This window comes from Winogradskyella pacifica (assembly GCF_003386275.1).
Taxonomy (GTDB): domain Bacteria; phylum Bacteroidota; class Bacteroidia; order Flavobacteriales; family Flavobacteriaceae; genus Winogradskyella; species Winogradskyella pacifica.
This window is the reverse complement of the sequence record NZ_QREI01000007.1, coordinates 172543-189808: the sequence shown is the minus strand read 5'-3', so window position 1 is coordinate 189808 and position 17266 is coordinate 172543. Positions and strand designations below refer to the sequence as shown.

The 17266-nt window shown below is 33.3% G+C and carries 13 protein-coding genes; 7 read left to right on the top strand and 6 right to left on the bottom strand.

The genetic code is table 11. The features are described from left to right. Positions 1-55: 55 nt before the first annotated feature. Positions 56-544, top strand: coding sequence for a DUF1761 domain-containing protein (locus tag DFQ09_RS14610; RefSeq protein WP_115811622.1), 489 nt, complete (start codon positions 56-58; stop codon positions 542-544). A 52-nt stretch (positions 545-596) separates the two neighbouring features. Here DFQ09_RS14610 and DFQ09_RS14605 read toward each other — a convergent pair whose 3' ends face one another. The 5 genes from DFQ09_RS14605 to DFQ09_RS14585 all read right to left on the bottom strand — a co-directional run bounded on the left by DFQ09_RS14605 (position 597) and on the right by DFQ09_RS14585 (position 5930). Further along, entirely contained in the window at positions 597-1121 is a 525-nt protein-coding gene (locus DFQ09_RS14605) for a hypothetical protein (protein ID WP_147298356.1), read from the bottom strand. Further along, on the bottom strand, positions 1111-2037 hold the full coding sequence (locus tag DFQ09_RS14600) for an SPFH domain-containing protein (RefSeq protein ID WP_020896410.1): 927 nt from the start codon (positions 2035-2037) through the stop codon (positions 1111-1113). Before DFQ09_RS14600 ends, DFQ09_RS14605 begins: the two co-directional genes overlap by 11 nt. Before the next feature lie 108 nt (positions 2038-2145). After that, a complete protein-coding gene (locus tag DFQ09_RS14595) occupies positions 2146-3129 on the bottom strand; it encodes an SGNH/GDSL hydrolase family protein (protein ID WP_115811618.1) in 984 nt (327 codons plus the stop codon). 154 nt (positions 3130-3283) lie between these two features. Further along, a complete protein-coding gene (gene gltX, locus DFQ09_RS14590) occupies positions 3284-4792 on the bottom strand; it encodes a glutamate--tRNA ligase (protein ID WP_115811616.1) in 1509 nt (502 codons plus the stop codon). Between the two features lie 94 nt (positions 4793-4886). After that, entirely contained in the window at positions 4887-5930 is a 1044-nt protein-coding gene (locus DFQ09_RS14585; protein ID WP_115811614.1) for an alkane 1-monooxygenase, read from the bottom strand. Positions 5931-6394: 464 nt separating this feature from the next. Between DFQ09_RS14585 and DFQ09_RS14580 the strand changes: the two genes are divergently transcribed. The 5 genes from DFQ09_RS14580 to DFQ09_RS14555 all read left to right on the top strand — a co-directional run bounded on the left by DFQ09_RS14580 (position 6395) and on the right by DFQ09_RS14555 (position 14736). Continuing rightward, entirely contained in the window at positions 6395-10000 is a 3606-nt protein-coding gene (locus tag DFQ09_RS14580) for a DUF4175 family protein (RefSeq protein ID WP_181897194.1), read from the top strand. Next, positions 9993-10403 (top strand): rRNA maturation RNase YbeY, encoded by a 411-nt coding sequence (ybeY, locus tag DFQ09_RS14570; RefSeq protein ID WP_115811612.1) that lies wholly within the window; start codon positions 9993-9995, stop codon positions 10401-10403. Before DFQ09_RS14580 ends, ybeY begins: the two co-directional genes overlap by 8 nt. An 82-nt stretch (positions 10404-10485) precedes the next feature. Further along, positions 10486-12357 carry a tRNA uridine-5-carboxymethylaminomethyl(34) synthesis enzyme MnmG gene (gene mnmG / locus DFQ09_RS14565; protein ID WP_115811697.1) on the top strand — a complete coding sequence of 624 codons (1872 nt, stop codon included), beginning with the start codon at positions 10486-10488 and terminating at the stop codon, positions 12355-12357. Between the two features lie 698 nt (positions 12358-13055). Next, entirely contained in the window at positions 13056-13916 is an 861-nt protein-coding gene (locus DFQ09_RS14560; protein ID WP_115811610.1) for a class I SAM-dependent methyltransferase, read from the top strand. Between the two features lie 259 nt (positions 13917-14175). Continuing rightward, entirely contained in the window at positions 14176-14736 is a 561-nt protein-coding gene (locus DFQ09_RS14555; protein WP_115811695.1) for an OmpH family outer membrane protein, read from the top strand. A 33-nt stretch (positions 14737-14769) separates the two neighbouring features. Here DFQ09_RS14555 and DFQ09_RS14550 read toward each other — a convergent pair whose 3' ends face one another. Next, on the bottom strand, positions 14770-15930 hold the full coding sequence (locus DFQ09_RS14550) for a DNA polymerase III subunit (RefSeq protein WP_115811608.1): 1161 nt from the start codon (positions 15928-15930) through the stop codon (positions 14770-14772). A 64-nt stretch (positions 15931-15994) separates the two neighbouring features. Between DFQ09_RS14550 and DFQ09_RS14545 the strand changes: the two genes are divergently transcribed. Next, positions 15995-17185 carry a phosphoglycerate kinase gene (locus DFQ09_RS14545; protein ID WP_115811606.1) on the top strand — a complete coding sequence of 397 codons (1191 nt, stop codon included), beginning with the start codon at positions 15995-15997 and terminating at the stop codon, positions 17183-17185. The last annotated feature ends 81 nt before the right edge of the window (positions 17186-17266 follow it).

The following is a 17266-nucleotide window of genomic DNA, read 5'->3' as shown; positions in this document are numbered from 1 at the left end:
AATAGTTATGAGGTTTTTTTGTACATTTAAAACAACTAACTAATCACACTATACTATGGAATTACCAATTAACTTTATTGCCATTCCCATTGCAGCTGTGGCTGCTTTATTTATTGGAGCATTATGGTACAATCCTAAATTTGGTTTCGGAATGGCTTGGATGCGAGAATCTGGAATGACAGAAGAGCGCATGAAAAGCGGAAATATTGCAATTATTTTTGGCTTAGCATTAGTGTTTGCTGCCATGTTGAGTTTTTTGTTAATGCAATTTACAAACCATCAATGGGGAGCTTTAAGCATGGTAGGAGCAAAGCCAGAATTAGCAAAACCATCTTTTGAAGCGTTTATGGCCGATTATGGAAACACATTTAGAACATTTAAGCATGGTGCCTTACACGGAGCTATGTTTGGGATACTTGGGGCACTTCCAATTATTGGAACCATTGCATTATTCGAAAGAAAAAGCACAAAATATATCGCTATAAATGCTGGGTATTGGATTGTTACATTGACCGTAATGGGAAGTATTCTTTGCGGTTTATAACGAATTGAAATAAAAAAACCTCGAAAATTAACTTTCGAGGTTTATTTATCATTTAATCTTCTATGGGTTCGACCTTCATTTCATCTTCAGGAATCTCCAGAGCCGTTTCAAAATTTGGTAAAATTTGTTTTGTTAAAGCGTCATTTTTTAATTGCTTAGCTTCAATAAACCACCAATACTTATCTGCTTCATTATAAATTCCTAAGAGGTAACTTTTAGAAGAAATACGTTGTCCGGACATCACCATTTGATTGTAACCTTCAATGGCACATCGAAACTGACCTTGTTCTTTAACAATTTCAGAAACACCGTTGATATCAGCTTTTTCAAACACAAAGCCTTGTGCTTTCATATTCTCAAAAGTAGATTCTATAACCTTTAAAGCAGCGTCTTTACCACCCATCATGTCTAATACCGATGGAAGGGTATGTTTAAGAACCGTTTCAAAGTCCATTTTTAAGGTTGCGGTAGAGGTTATTTTAGCATCCTTTAAAGCGTCTGTTTTGGTTTGAGAAAAGCCATTTACGCTTGTTGCTATTAAAACAAATAGTAGTATCCTTTTGATATTATTCATCATCTTTCTTTTTCTGATTTTTCATGGCCTCACCAATTTGATTGCTCGCTGTAAAACTAGCGACCATATCATTTAACATTTGGCTTCCTGCTTGTGGAGAATTAGGTAAAAGAATTAGATTACTATTCGTTTCGCTACCAATAGCTTGCAAAGTATCGTAATGCTGTGTTACCACTATTAATGCTGAAGCTTCTTGACTGTTAATACCAACACGATTTAAAACATCAACTGATTCTTCTAAACCACGTGCAATTTCACGACGTTGATCAGCAATACCTTGTCCTTGTAGACGCTTACTTTCTGCTTCTGCTTTAGCTTTTTCAACAATTAAAATACGTTGTGCATCACCTTCATACTGAGCCGCTGTTTTTTCTCTATCTGCCGCATTAATACGGTTCATGGCTATTTTTACTTGTGGATCTGGATCGATATCAGTCACTAAAGTTCTGATAATATCAAATCCGTAATCCATCATTGCATCATTTAATTCCGCTTTTACAGCCAATGCAATATCATCTTTCTTCACAAAAACATCATCTAATTTCATTTTTGGTACTTCGGCACGTACCACATCAAATACATAACTCGTAATCTGATCATGTGGATAATCTAACTTATAAAACGCATCGTAAACACGTTCTGTGACCACTTTGTACTGTACAGAAACTTTTAGTTTTACAAATACATCATCTAATGTTTTGGTTTCAATGATAACATCTAATTGTTGAATCTTTAAACTCAAACGTCCAGAAACCTTGTCGACTAAAGGAATTTTCATATGTAAACCCGATTGACGAATACTGTGAAATTTTCCAAAACGTTCAATAATGGCAGCGGTTTGTTGCTTCACCATAAAGAAGGATGAAAACAATATAAATAATGCAATTAATAAAATTGGAACTAGGATAAATTGACCCATAATAAGTTTATTTAGTTAAAAAATAAGTGTCATTAAAAGTAAGTTATTTAAATTGAAATGCAGCAGATATTACGAAGTACAACATTTTTAAAATGACGATATTCTATTTTACGGATTCAATAATTTTAGAATAGCGTCATCCAATAGTTTTACATTAGTTATAGTTGCAGAAATAGAATCAGCCTTCACGGTGTCACCATTTTTAGTATACCCAATATAGTTTCGCCAACCTTCAGAGCGTAAGTCACGTCTTTTAGAAACTAAAGTAAAAAGAGAATCGGCTTCTAAACGTTCAATTTCTGAAACAGGATTTTCAATAGAAACCTCAGGATATAAATCTTTTAAAATTTTCTGAGCCATATAAAAATGACCAATTTTATTAGGATGTACACCATCTGGAACAAACGTAGAATCCACTGTTATACGTTTCATATTCGCTAAAATAGGATTAAGGTGATGGTGTAAATCTATAACTTGAAGTTCTTCTGTTTCGAGACTTAATAACCAATCAGAATAGGCCGTTAAGACGTCATTGTATTTATAATAAGGGTGCCAATATGCATGAGGTTCTCCTTCTTTTGAAACGCGATCTGCAATCGGATTAGGATCAAAAAGGGTAGGAGTCAATAAGATTAATTGAGCGCCAATACCTTCAACCTTAGTTTTTAATTCGGAAATCCCATTTTTGTATTCTTGAAATCTAAGACTGTCTAATGGATGATAGTTTCCATCATTCATCCCATAACAAGCCAAAACAACATCTGGTTTTATGTCTTTTAAAGCCCTATCTAAACGTTCTCTAACATTAGGTCTTGGAAAGTCGCGATTAGGTTCAGAACTACCAGAAATAGTCTCACTAGATAAGCCAATACTGATAATATCTAATGAATTATCAGTATAGTGCTTACGTAAATAATAGTCTATAAAGTCTACATAATAACCATGTTGTGTGATGCTATTACCTAATATCAACACACGTTTATTGTGTAATGGTAATGCTACAGTATCTATTGGTAATTCTGCTTTTTTTTCACTTTTACAAGACGTGGCTATACCGAGACTAAATACTAAAAGGAAAAAATAAGACTTCATAATTTATGGTTTTTAGATATAAAGTATTCGAAAAATACTTTTATAAATTTACACCCCTAAAGTCCCCTCTAGGGGACAATTGTCTTATTCAGCAGTATGGATTGTCCCCTTGAGGGGACTTTAGGGGTGTTTTTAATATTTAAACAAATTAAATTTACTTGATTAAAGTCTCAATACGTTTTACAGTTTCTGTTTTACCAATCATATACATAATATCAAAAACATCTGGTCCTTGTAAGGCCCCAACTAAAGCGAGTCGTAATGGCATCATTACTTTTCCAAAACTAATTTCATTATCCGTAATCCAACCTTTAATGTTGGTTTGAAGGTTTTCAACCGTAAAATCATCAGTAGCATTAACACGTTCAATAACAGAGTTCATAATATCAGCCGTATCTTCTTTTAAGGCTTTTTTAGAAGCTTTTTCATCATAAGATGTCGGAGCCGTAAAAAAGAAGTGACTTAAGTCCCAAAAATCGCTAACAAAAGTGGCGCGCTCTTTTATTAATCCCACAGCCAATGCGATGTAATTCACATCCATTTCAGCTAATTCTGGTTGTGTAGCCTTAAACTGTTCAGCCAAATTCAAATCTAATTGCTGCTGCATGTAATGGTGATTAAACCATTTTGTTTTATCCGGATCAAAACGTGCACCTGCTTTATTAACTCGTGCTAAATCAAAATCTGCAACCAATTGCTCTAAACTAAATATTTCTTGTTCTGTTCCAGGATTCCATCCTAAAAAAGCTAAGAAATTAACCACAGCTTCAGGGAAATACCCATCTTCTTTATAACCTCTAGACACCGTTCCATCTGGTGCTGTATATTCTAATGGAAATACAGGAAAGCCCATTTTATCACCATCACGTTTACTTAATTTACCTTTTCCTGTTGGTTTTAAAATCAATGGTAAATGTGCAAATTCTGGTGCATCCCAACCGAAAGCATCATACAATAATTGGTGTAATGCTAAAGAAGGTAACCATTCTTCACCACGAATCACATGTGTAATTTCCATTAAATGATCATCTACAATATTTGCTAAGTGATAGGTTGGCATACCATCGCTTTTAAACAAAATTTTATCATCTAAAACATTGGTGTCAATCTTCATGTTACCACGAATAATATCTGTAAGATGTAAAGTTTCATCTTGTGGAGATTTAAAACGAATCACGTAATCATCACCAGCTTCAATTTTAGCTTTAGTTTCCGCTTCAGTTAATACTAAAGAATTTACCAAGCGTCCTTTTGCACGGTTGTGCCAATTGTAGATAAAGGTTTTTCCTTCGGCTTCATGGCCTTTACGTTCTGCATCTAATTGCTCAGAGGTATCAAAAGCATAATAGGCTTTTCCGTTCGCAATTAAATCATCTGCATATTGTTTGTACAAATGCTTGCGTTCACTTTGTCTGTAAGGACCAAATTTTTCATTCTTTCCTGGACCTTCGTCAAAAGACATACCGCACCAATCTAATGATTTTACAATATACTCTTCAGCACCTTCAACATAACGGTTTTGATCTGTATCTTCTATCCTAAGAACAAAATCACCTCCATGTTTTTTAGCAAATAAATAATTGAATAAAGCGGTTCTTACACCACCAATATGTAAAGGTCCTGTTGGACTCGGTGCAAAGCGCACACGTACGTTTTTAGACATAACGGAAAATCGAAATAGTTTGTCATTCTGAACTTGTTTCAGAATCTAGCGCAAAGATAGTTTGATAAGGTTTTAGAACAAAGCAAAAGAATCGTTAAGATACAATCATTGATTTTGGAACACGTTTATTCATAATGGCAAACCAAACTGGCGGAATCATAGCTAATACCATTGAGGTTGGATAGCCATATGGCATTTGAGGACTGTCGTCGTGGCAATCTAAGATTTGATATTTTTTGGTTGTTTTATAATGATGATCGCTATGTCTGGTTAATTCATACAGTACAATTCTTCCAATAACGTGATTAGAATTCCAGGAATGAATTTCTTTAACACGTTCGTAACGACCAGATTTCGTTTTTAATCGCATTAAACCATAATGCTCAATATAATTCACGGTTTCGAGAAGCACAAAACCAATAATTCCTGCAAAAATAGCAAAGAGTAATGCTGTAGTTTCAAATAAATAGCAAAGAGCAATTAAATAACTAATTTGAAAGAAAACATACCAAAACATGTCATTTTTAGTTGAAAATAAGTGTTTTTCGTTGTTTTTGAGCAATTTTAGTTGAATCTTCCATGCATTAAAATACTGCCGTAATGTTGAGGTGAACCAAAACGCATATACACTTTGGTTATAACGTGCTGTGGCAGGATCTTCGGGAGTAGCCGCATGTAAATGATGACCAAAATTGTGTTCAATATAAAAGTGCATATAAAATGAAGGAAGCAGCAGTGCTTTACCCAAAGAACGTTCGTTTGTGGTTTGTCTATGACCAAGCTCATGTGCCACATTTATGCCGTTCACACCCAAAACAATTCCAACAGAAATTATAATACCGACAAATTCGTAAGTTTCTAATGCGGTGTTTGATACGGTAAATAATCCATAAATAACCAAACCATAAACAATAGGGAGATTTAAATACAATAACCAATCAAATAGCTTTTGTTTTAATTTAGTATCAACTTCGATAGGCTTTAAATTTTGACTATCAACAGGAAAAATAAGCTCTAAAATCGGAATACAAACAAATCCAAAAATAGGAGTCGCCCAGACCCAATAGCCTTTAAAATATAAACTAAAGAAACAGACTAAGGGAATTGAAAATGCGGCTAGATATTTAAGGTCTTTCATATGTCGTTTGTCATTCTTTTAGAAGTAGAAATGCACGTTTAAGTTAAGAATGCCTCAATTTGAACCTAATTTAACACCAAAAACCTCTAAATTAACAGAATCTTACCAATTTTCCCGAAATTGCAATTAAAATAAAATCGTAGTTTAGTCAGTTAAAGGTAATATAGAGTGTAGTTTAGCTTTTTTAGAGCATTATTCCTGAAATACTCTTAACGATTATTGGTAACCAAAAGATTGTTAGTGCCTGTAGTTCCGACAGCGTCGGACGCAACGATTTTCAGAAATAATGAGCTATAATCATTGTTAAATTAGAAAATCAAGGATTGAAAATATAAGGTTTAAAGTGGAATATAATTATCAATGTATCAGCGATTGGTGCTTGCAATTTCCTAATAAATCGTTTTGATTTTTTGGTTCGTTTTGTATCAAGACAAAATGAACATTGAAAATAGATTTAAAATTAAATGAACAATTTCGAAACCATAAAACAAAAACTAGAACAATTCATTAAAAGGTATTATACCAATGAATTATTAAAAGGTGCAATATTATTTTTTGCCATTGGCTTGTTATACCTTATTGTAACCTTGTTTGTAGAATATGTATTATGGTTAAACCCTACGGCAAGAACAATCTTATTTTGGACATTCATTGGAGTAGAATTAGCTTTATTCGTAAAATTCATAGCCATTCCATTAGCCCATTTATTCAAACTTAGAAAAGGCATAAGTTTTGAAACGGCTTCTAAATTAATTGGAAATTATTTTCCAGAAGTTAACGACAAACTACTAAACGTACTTCAATTAAATCAAAACCCACATCAGTCAGATTTATTATTAGCGAGTATTGAGCAAAAGTCTCAAGAATTACAACCCGTTCCTTTTAAAGCAGCTGTTAATTTTAAGTCGAACACCAAATATTTAAAATATGCTGCCATTCCACTGGCGATTATACTGTTATCATTTGTAACAGGAAAGATTAATTGGTTTAGCGATAGTTACGAGCGTGTTGTAAATTATAAAACGGCTTATGAACCACCAGCACCTTTTGAATTTTTTGTGTTGAATGAATCCTTACAAGCTATTGAAAATAAGGATTTTAAATTGAATGTGTCTACAGCTGGACATGTCATTCCTGAGAATGCACAAATCAAATTTAATGGGCAATCGTACTTCTTACAGCAAATAGCGCCTGGGGAATTTCAATACACATTCAACTTGCCAAAAGAAGCGATAGAATTTACCTTAACAGCGAATGATGTCACTTCAAAACCTTATAAATTAAACGTGGTTAATACGCCTAGTTTAGTAAATTTTGAAATGGTTTTAGATTACCCTGCACATACTAAAAAGCAAGATGAGGTCTTAAAAAGTACTGGTTCGGCTGTGGTTCCAGAAGGGACTAATGTCACCTGGAGAGCTATGACCAAAGCGACGACGGGAGTTCAAATTTATGCAGAAGACACGTTAAGCTTCACTTTAAATACGAACGATAATTTTGAAGCTTCAAAACGATTGTATAAAAATTATAATTACAGTATTACAACAAGTAATGAAGACTTAAAAGATTATGAGAATTTAGCCTATAATATTAATGTGGTTAGAGATATTTATCCAGAACTTAATATTAAGGTTCAGAAAGATTCTGTAGACCAACAAAGTTTGTATTTCTATGGACAAGCCAGCGATGATTATGGTTTATCAAAGTTGCAATTGGTGTATTATCCGGCAGACGATGAATCTAAAAAAGAAGTTGAACCGATTCATATTTCAAAATCTAATTTTAGTGAGTTTGTAAGTGCGTTTCCAAATCAGTTTAATCTTGAAGATGGTGTCAGTTACCAATTGTATTTTGAAGTTTTTGATAACGATGCGCTTCATAATTATAAACGGACAAAAAGTTCTGTATTCAGTTACCGTAAATTAACTAAAGACGAAGAAGAGCAAAAGCAACTGAATGAGCAAAACGAAACGATAAAAGATATTAGTAAGACGTTTGATAAACTTCAAGAACAAGATAAAAAGCTAGAAGAGTTATCAAAAACTCAAAAGGAAAAAGAAAGTCTAAATTTTAATGACAAAAAGAAGTTTGAAGATTTTTTAAAGCGTCAGAAAAATCAAGAACAGTTGATGAAAAATTTCAACAAAAAGCTACAAGAAAATTTAGAAGAATTTCAAAAAGACGAAAAGAAAGACGATCAATTTAAAGAAGATTTAAAAGAACGCTTAAAGGAAAATGAAGAACAACTTAAAAAGGATGAAAAACTTTTAAAAGAACTTGAACAATTAAACGATAAAATCAATAAGGAAGAATTCACGCAAAAACTTGAAGAATTAGCCAAGCAAAACAAGAATAAAAAACGTAGCATGAAACAGCTATTGGAATTGACCAAGCGTTTTTATCTGATGAAGAAAGCTGAAAAGGTGGCTGGTGAATTAGAAAAATTATCTGAAGAGCAGGATAAGTTATCTGAAAAAAATGAAGAGAACACAAAGGAAGCTCAAGAGAAATTAAATGAAGAATTTGATAAACTTCAAAAAGATTTAGAAGAATTAAATAGTGATGATAGGAAGCTTCAAAAACCAATGGATATTCCAAGAGATGAATTTCTAGAAGATGAAATAAAATTCGATCAAAAAGAAGCCAAAGAAGCCTTAGAAAAAAAGGAAGAAAACGATTCTGAAGCCAAACCACAAGATGCCCAAGAGCAGCAGAAAAAGGCAAAAGAAAAGCAAAAGAAAGCGGCTAAGAAGATGAAGCAGTTGAGCGAAATGATGAAAAAAGCAGCAGCTGGTGGCGGAGGAGGTGAGCAAATGTCTGAAGATAGTGAAGCTTTACGTCAAATATTAGAGAATTTATTATTGTATTCATTTGATCAAGAAGCACTTATGACTACTTTTGAAAGTATTAGCATTGATAATAATAAATACGGTAAGTACATTATAGAGCAAAGTAACCTTAGAACACATTTTGAGCATATTGATGATAGTTTATTTGCATTGTCTTTGCGTCAACCTAAGATTTCTGAGCAAGTAAATTCACAAATTACGGATGTGTATTTTAATATAGACAAAGCTTTAGATCAATTGACAGAAAATAGACTGTATCATGGTGTGGGTGCGCAACAATATGCGGTTACGGCGACGAATGAGTTAGCTAATTTCTTAAGTGATGTTTTAGATAATATGGAAATGCAAATGAATCCATCACCGGGAGAAGGAGGAGGAGAACAGTTACCAGACATTATTATGAGCCAAGAAGAGCTTAATAAGAAGATGGAGGAAGGAGTTAAGAAAAGTGAACAGGGAAAAGAAGGCGAAGAAGGAAAGGAAGGAGAAGGGGAAAAACCTGGTGAAGAAGGTAAGGATGGCAAAGAAGGTGAAGGCGATAAGCCAGGAGAGAAAGGAAAATCTGGTAAAGAAGGAGAGAGCGGTGAAAGTGGTGAGAGTGGAAAAGGCGGTAAAAAAGAAGGTAAACAAGGTGAAGGTGGTCAATCTGGTGAGAACGGATCACAAAGTGGTGAAGGACAACAAGGAGGAAAGCAAGGAAAGAATGGCAAAGATGGGAAAGGAAGCAAAGAAGGAAAAAATGGTGGTGATGGAAATGGTGACGGTGAAGGTGAAAAGAATGACGGCTATGGTGAAGGTGGAAGTGAAGAACAAAACGGTGAGCTATTTAAAATTTACCAGGAACAACAACAATTACGACAAGCCTTAGAAGACCGTTTTGCTAAGGAAGGAAAAATTGAATCCGCCGGACAATTAATAAAGCAAATGGAGGATATTGAACTCGATTTATTAAACTCTGGTTTTACTAATCAGACGCTTCAAAAGATGATGGATCTTCAGCATAATTTATTAAAATTAGAGAATGCGACCTTTATGCAAGGCCAAGATTCTAAACGTAAATCTGAAACAAATACAGAAGACTTTAATTCAACAAACCCGAGTCAAATTCCAACAGCGAAACAATATTTTAATACTACCGAAATTTTAAATCGCCAAGCACTACCTTTGCAAAATCATTTTAAGAAGAAAATTCAAGAGTATTTTAAAAGCACCAATGATTAGTTTTAATTACGAAACCCAGTTTAAATTAGAAAATACAGAACAACTTTCTGAATGGATTTCAAATACCATATCAGAAGAAAACTGTAAAGAAGGAGAGATTAATTACATCTTTTGTAACGATGATTATTTACATAAATTGAATGTAGATTTTCTAGATCACGATACATTGACCGATGTCATTAGTTTTGATTACTCATTAGGAAAAGAACTACATGGGGATATTTATATCTCTGTAGAACGTGTAGAAGAAAATGCGTCCGATTTTAAGGTTGCATTTCAAGATGAGATTGCTCGTGTCATCATTCATGGTGTATTGCATTATTGTGGGTATAAAGACAAGATGGTTGCAGATGAAAAGGTGATGCGTTCTAAAGAAGATTACTACTTAGCGAAGCGAAAGTAATACACGCTAATTCAGTGTATATTTGCAGACTCAAAATTTTAAAAATTTAATTGTTCCACGTGGAACAAAAAGGAAACACGATATGTTTAACGAAGTTTATGATGTTATAGTTGTTGGTGGTGGCCATGCTGGAAGTGAAGCGGCAGCTGCTGCGGCAAATATGGGAAGTAAGACCTTACTGATTACCATGAACCTTCAAAACATTGCACAGATGTCTTGTAATCCTGCAATGGGAGGAATAGCAAAAGGACAAATTGTAAGAGAGATTGATGCTTTAGGAGGTTATAGCGGAATTGTTTCAGATACATCTGCCATTCAATTTAAGATGTTGAACAAATCTAAAGGTCCTGCAATGTGGAGCCCGAGAGTGCAATCCGATAGAATGCGCTTTGCTGAAGATTGGAGATTGATGTTAGAAGGCACTCCTAATTTGGACTTTTATCAAGAAATGGTTTCTGGCTTAATCGTCGAGAATCATAAATTGGTTGGTGTAAAAACATCCTTGGGAATTGAAGTAAGAGCAAAGTCGGTGGTCTTAACTAATGGTACTTTTTTGAATGGATTAATTCATATTGGTGATAAGAATTTTGGTGGAGGTAGAGCTGGTGAAAGAGCTGCAACAGGAATTACAGAACAGCTCGTTAATTTAGGATTTGAATCGGGTAGAATGAAAACCGGGACACCTCCAAGAGTAGATGGTCGTTCTTTGGATTTCTCTAAAATGGTGGAGCAACCAGGTGATGAACATCCTGAAAAGTTTTCTTATTTAGATACTACGCAACCGTTAAAGGAACAGCGTTCTTGTCATATGACACATACGAGTGAATTGGTTCACGATTTGCTTCGCGAAGGCTTTGATCGTTCTCCGATGTTTAATGGTAGAATTCAAAGTGTGGGACCACGTTATTGTCCGTCGATAGAAGATAAGATTAATCGTTTCGCGGATAAGAATAGTCATCAATTATTCGTTGAGCCAGAAGGTTGGAAAACTTGCGAATATTATATTAACGGGTTCTCTACATCCTTGCCAGAAGATGTTCAATTTAAAGCCTTGCGTTCTGTCGTAGGATTTGAAAATGTAAAATTCTTTAGACCTGGATATGCAATCGAATATGATTATTTTCCACCAACACAATTAAAGCATACTTTAGAAACAAAGTTAGTTGAAGGTTTATACTTTGCTGGACAAATAAATGGAACAACAGGATATGAAGAAGCTGCCTCTCAAGGTTTAATGGCGGGTATAAATGCGAGTCTAAAAGTGCAAGAAAAAGATGCTTTTACTTTACAACGTGATGAGGCTTATATCGGAGTTTTAATTGATGATTTAATTACAAAAGGAACTGAAGAGCCGTATAGAATGTTTACGTCGCGAGCCGAATATAGAACCTTATTACGACAAGATAATGCTGATTTTAGATTAACACCAAAAGGGTATGATTTAGGTTTAGCTTCTGAAAAACGTTTAAAACGTATGGAAGAAAAGCAATCTAAATCGGATGCTTTTGTACAATTTTTTAGAGAGACAAGTGTAACTCCTGATGAAGCAAATCCGATTTTAGAATCAAAAAATTCGGCACCTGTTAAGCAGCAAGACAAGATGTTTAAGTTGTATGCTAGGCCAAATATTACTATCGATGATGTTAGGCAGTTTGAATCAGTTGAACAGTATATACAAGCAAATAATTTAGATACTGAAGTTATAGAGCAAACTGAAATTCAAGTAAAGTATGCTGGTTATATTGAGAAGGAAAAGAACAATGCAGACAAACTAAATAGACTAGAGAATTTAAAAATTCCTGCTGGTTTTGATTATTCAAAATTGAAATCAATGAGTATTGAAGCAAGACAAAAGTTGACCAAGATTCAGCCTGTAACTATTTCTCAAGCATCACGAATTAGTGGAGTCAACCCGAATGATATTTCTGTATTGTTGGTTTACTTAGGACGTTAATTCCTGCAGAAGCAGGAAACTCATTATTGATTATTACAATGTTCCACGTGAAACAATCCAAGAAAGTAAATCTATTTTGATGTGAATATTAGATCTTAAAAGCTCTAAAATCTAGTTAGAATTATTGCAGTAAATTTCATAAAACGAAGTCTAATTTGATTTCTGTTTATGTTACAAACGTTCTTTATAAATTATAATTTTTGATTTTTTGTATCGTAGGGTAGAAGTGAAAAGGATAATAAAGTGTTTGCTTCTTGTAAATCTAAATCATGGTTTTGTAAGGATGAAAAACATAGTTTTTGAATTTTAAGAGGGATACTATTTTGTGCAATCGGTAAAGGATTTTATTATTCAGTAAAAACAAATAGACGAAATATACTTCTTTAAAGTCTATAATTAAGTAGTCATAAAGATGACGTTTTAATTTTGATATAAAATCGAATTATAAAACGGATAATTCAAAATCAGATTTCAGAATTTATAATTATGTCGTTTAATCCATATAAAATGTCTGAATCGAAATCAGGTAGATTAGGGTTTAGTTTCTTAATTCTGATAGTATAATTTGGAATCAATAATCAGCTAAAGACTCTCGGTTTTTTTAAGTTTAAAAAAGATTAAAATTTCATTTATTAAACAAATAGAAGTGAACTTATATAATTAATATTGTAATTCATTTTAAAAGTAGAAGTGTAATTGTGCCAAAAAATAACCCAACATATTTAAGCTTAAAAGATCATTCTGTTTCTAAAGAAGAATTCCAATTAGTGCATAATAAGGAACTCGATATGCTAGAAACATATCCACAACCAGAAGGAGAAAAATTATCTGAATATTACCAAAGTGAAGATTACATTTCGCACACCGATACAAAGCGAAATTTATTAGAGTTAGCTTATCATAAAGTGCGAGAGATTTCTTTAAAGCGAAAACTCAAACTTATTAATTCGTTTCAATCAGAATCTAAAACACTTTTAGATATTGGATGCGGCACAGGTGATTTTTTAGAAACGGCTTTAAAAGCGAATTGGCAAATTACGGGCATAGAACCAAACGATAGTGCAAGGCAAATTGCGAATTCTAAAACCAATAATTCGATTTTTGAAAGCAGTGAATTAACAAAATTAAAACCACACAGTTTTGATGTCATTACACTTTGGCATGTCTTAGAACATTTGCCGGAATTAGAAAAGCAAACGGCGTTGCTAAAATCACTTTTAAAACCAAATGGAACTTTAGTTATTGCTGTTCCTAATTTTAAAAGTTATGATGCGAATCATTATAAAAACTTTTGGGCAGCTTTTGATGTGCCGAGACATTTATGGCATTTTTCAAAAACGTCGATTGAACGATTATTTAAAAAAGAAAATATGACATTAGTCAAAACCTTACCAATGAAATTTGACGCGTATTATGTCTGTTTACTTTCAGAAAAATATAAATCTGGATTTATGAATCCGCTTAAGGCATTTTGGGTAGGATGGCAGTCTAATCGCAAAGCAAAACGCTCTATGGAGTATTCTTCGCATATTTACGTCTTAAAGAATGCTGATTCTTAATATAAAAGCTGCTGCTTTAAGATTTCCGGTTAAAACAATAGATTATAAGTAGTAAATTTAAACTGCGCTTAAAACGTCTTATTTAGCTTTGTTTTTAATAGGTTTTTAAAATTACAGGAGTAATCTTTAATAGAAAATATCAATAGTGAAAAAATTGAAGAAATCACAGCGTAACTTTTATACATTTGCAAAAATTAATTTGAAACATAAACAGGAAAATTTTATAGAATTTTCTCAAAATTTAAATAACAGAAATAATATGAAAAAAATAGTTTTAAGCTTAATGGTTTTAATTGGTGCAGCATCTTGCCAAGAACAACAAAAAATTGCTTTCATTGATAACGGAGAAATTATCAATGATTACCAAATGAAAATTGATATTGAAGAAAAATTTAAACTTCAGAATGACGATTTTACAAAGCAACGCGATAGTATCGCAAGAGTTTATCAAATGGAAATGCAATCTGTACAACAACGTTTAAGTAGGTTGTCTCCACAAAAACAACAAGAAGAATCTCAAGTTTTTTCTCAAAAATGGCAACCAATCCAACAACAAATGCAAATGCAACAACAACAGATGGAGCAAATGTTCAATACTGAAATGGATTCTGTGATTTCAAAAATGAACAAATTTGTAGAAGGTTATGGTAAAAAGAACGGTTACACGTTTATTTTAGGAAAAAACCAAGCAGGAAGCGTAGTTTATGGAGATGAAGCTAATGATATTACAGACGTAGTAATAAAAGAAATTAATGCTGAGTATAGTGGTAAGGATTCTAAAACAGAAGAGGATTCAACGGAAGCAACTACAGAGAAATAATAACAAATAGTAATTTGTTTTAAAAAGCCAAGCCTAAGACGCTTGGCTTTTTTTATGTAATAAACGCGTTAGTTTAATGGATAGATCGGTAAGCACAATTTTAGAATTTCCATTGCGCTCTATATGATAAATTGCATCCTGTAATTCATCTGAAATTTCTATAATATTAGAATCATGAACAAAGGGAGCAAATTTTGCAAGTTTAAAATCATCAGATTTAGGTTCAAGATAAACTAACTCATCGGCTTTATAATTAAGTAATAAGGCTTGTCTGAAATAGTTTAAACAGAAATTTAGAAACTTTTTTTGAGTTTCACGTCCGGTTTTAGCAATATCTTCCGACCAAGATATTAAATCGTGAATGGCTGCTTTATTTCCTCTCGCTTTAAACGCAGAGCGGATCCAGAAGACAAACCATTTCTCAAACTGAATATCTTCACTATCGTGATAGATAAGATCACAAGCTTTGTTGTAATTACCATTAGATTGGTGTGCTATTTTTATGGCAACGGATTGCTCAATATGATAATTTTTAACTAAAGCTTCAGAAATAGCTTCTTCTGCTAAGGGCGGAAAATGTAATATCTGGCAACGCGATCTAATAGTGCTAATAATTTGTTCCTCATCTTCTGCGATAAGAATAAATATGGTATCCTTTGGTGGCTCTTCAATTAACTTTAAAAGTTTATTCGCACTAGCTGTATTCAATTTTTCAGCCATCCAAATCAGCATCACTTTATGTCCGCCTTCATAAGATTTTAATGTTAAGGCTTTTACAATTTCTAGCGCTTCATCTACACCAATTTGACCTTGTTTGTTATCTACACCCAGAAGTTTGTACCAATCAAATAAGTTGCCATAAGGTTGCTGATCTATGAGTTGTCTCCATTCTTCGAGATAATATTTAGAAACAGGCTTACTTTTTACTTTATCACTTGTTGTAACCGGAAATGCAAAGTGTAAATCTGGATGAGAGAAATTCTTAAACTTTATATTGCAAGAGTCTTTTCCTCCTGAATTTTCACCATTTGTATTGCCACAGAGTATGTATTGTGCATAGGCTAAAGCCATTGGAAGCGTGCCAGAACCCTCCGGACCAACAAATAGTTGCGCATGCGCAATTCTACCTGCGTCTGCACTTGTGGTAAGATGATTTTTAATATGTTTTTGACCTAAAACCTTCGAAAATTGCATAAAGCAAAACTATATAAAAAATTTCTGTTTCTAATCTTTATATTTGTGTTTCAAAACCAAAAAAATGAAGACACTAAACGATTTTAATTTTCAAAATAAAAAAGCATTAATAAGAGTAGATTTTAATGTGCCATTAAATGATGATTTTCAGGTTACCGATGCTACAAGAATTGTATCTGCAAAACCAACTATCATTAAAATTTTAGAAGACGGAGGGAGTTGTGTCTTAATGTCGCACTTAGGACGTCCAAAAGGTGTACAAGATGAATATTCGTTAAAGCATATTATTCCTAAAATTGAAGACATTTTAGGAGTTGAAGTGAAATTTGCTAGTAACTGTGTAGGAGCAGAAGCTGAAGAAAAGGCTAATGCATTACAACCAGGTGAAATTTTATTACTTGAAAATTTACGTTTTCATGAAGAAGAAACAAAAGGAGATAGAAATTTTGCAGAGCAATTATCAAAATTAGGAGATATTTATGTAAATGATGCCTTTGGTACAGCGCATAGAGCACATGCATCTACAACGATTGTAGCAGATTTTTTTCCTGAAAATAAATGTTTTGGAAGTTTATTAGCTCAAGAAATTGAGAGTATAAAAAAAGTAATGGAAAACGGTGAGAAACCTGTTTTAGCTGTACTTGGTGGTGCAAAAGTATCATCAAAAATTACAGTAATAGAAAATATATTAGATAAAGTTGATCACTTAATTATTGGTGGTGGAATGACCTTTACGTTTGTAAAAGCGCAAGGTGGAAAAATTGGTGATTCTATTTGTGAAGATGATAAAATGGAATTGGCTTTAGAAATTTTAAAGCAAGCCGAAGCTAAAGGTGTTAAAATTCACTTACCAGTAGATGTTGTTGCAGCAGATGATTTTAGTAACACGGCAAATACTCAAATTTGTGATGTTACTGCAATTCCTGATGGATGGCAAGGTTTAGATGCTGGTCCTAAATCAAGAGAAAATTTTGATGCTGTTGTTAACCAATGTAAAACAATACTTTGGAATGGCCCATTAGGTGTTTTCGAATTAGAAACTTTTTCTAAAGGTACTATCGCACTTGGTGACTCTATTGCAAATGCGACTAAAAATGGTGCGTTTTCTTTAGTCGGTGGAGGTGACTCGGTTGCTGCAGTAAAACAATTTGGTTTTGAAAACAAAGTAAGCTACGTAAGTACAGGTGGTGGAGCAATGTTAGAAAGCTTAGAAGGTAAGACCTTACCTGGTATTGCGGCTATTTTAAACTCATAATTTAAAATATACTATTTTTAGCGATTTCAGCGTTGTATGATGTTGAACGCTCTATCGGTTACCAATTGAAATTAAGGTAGT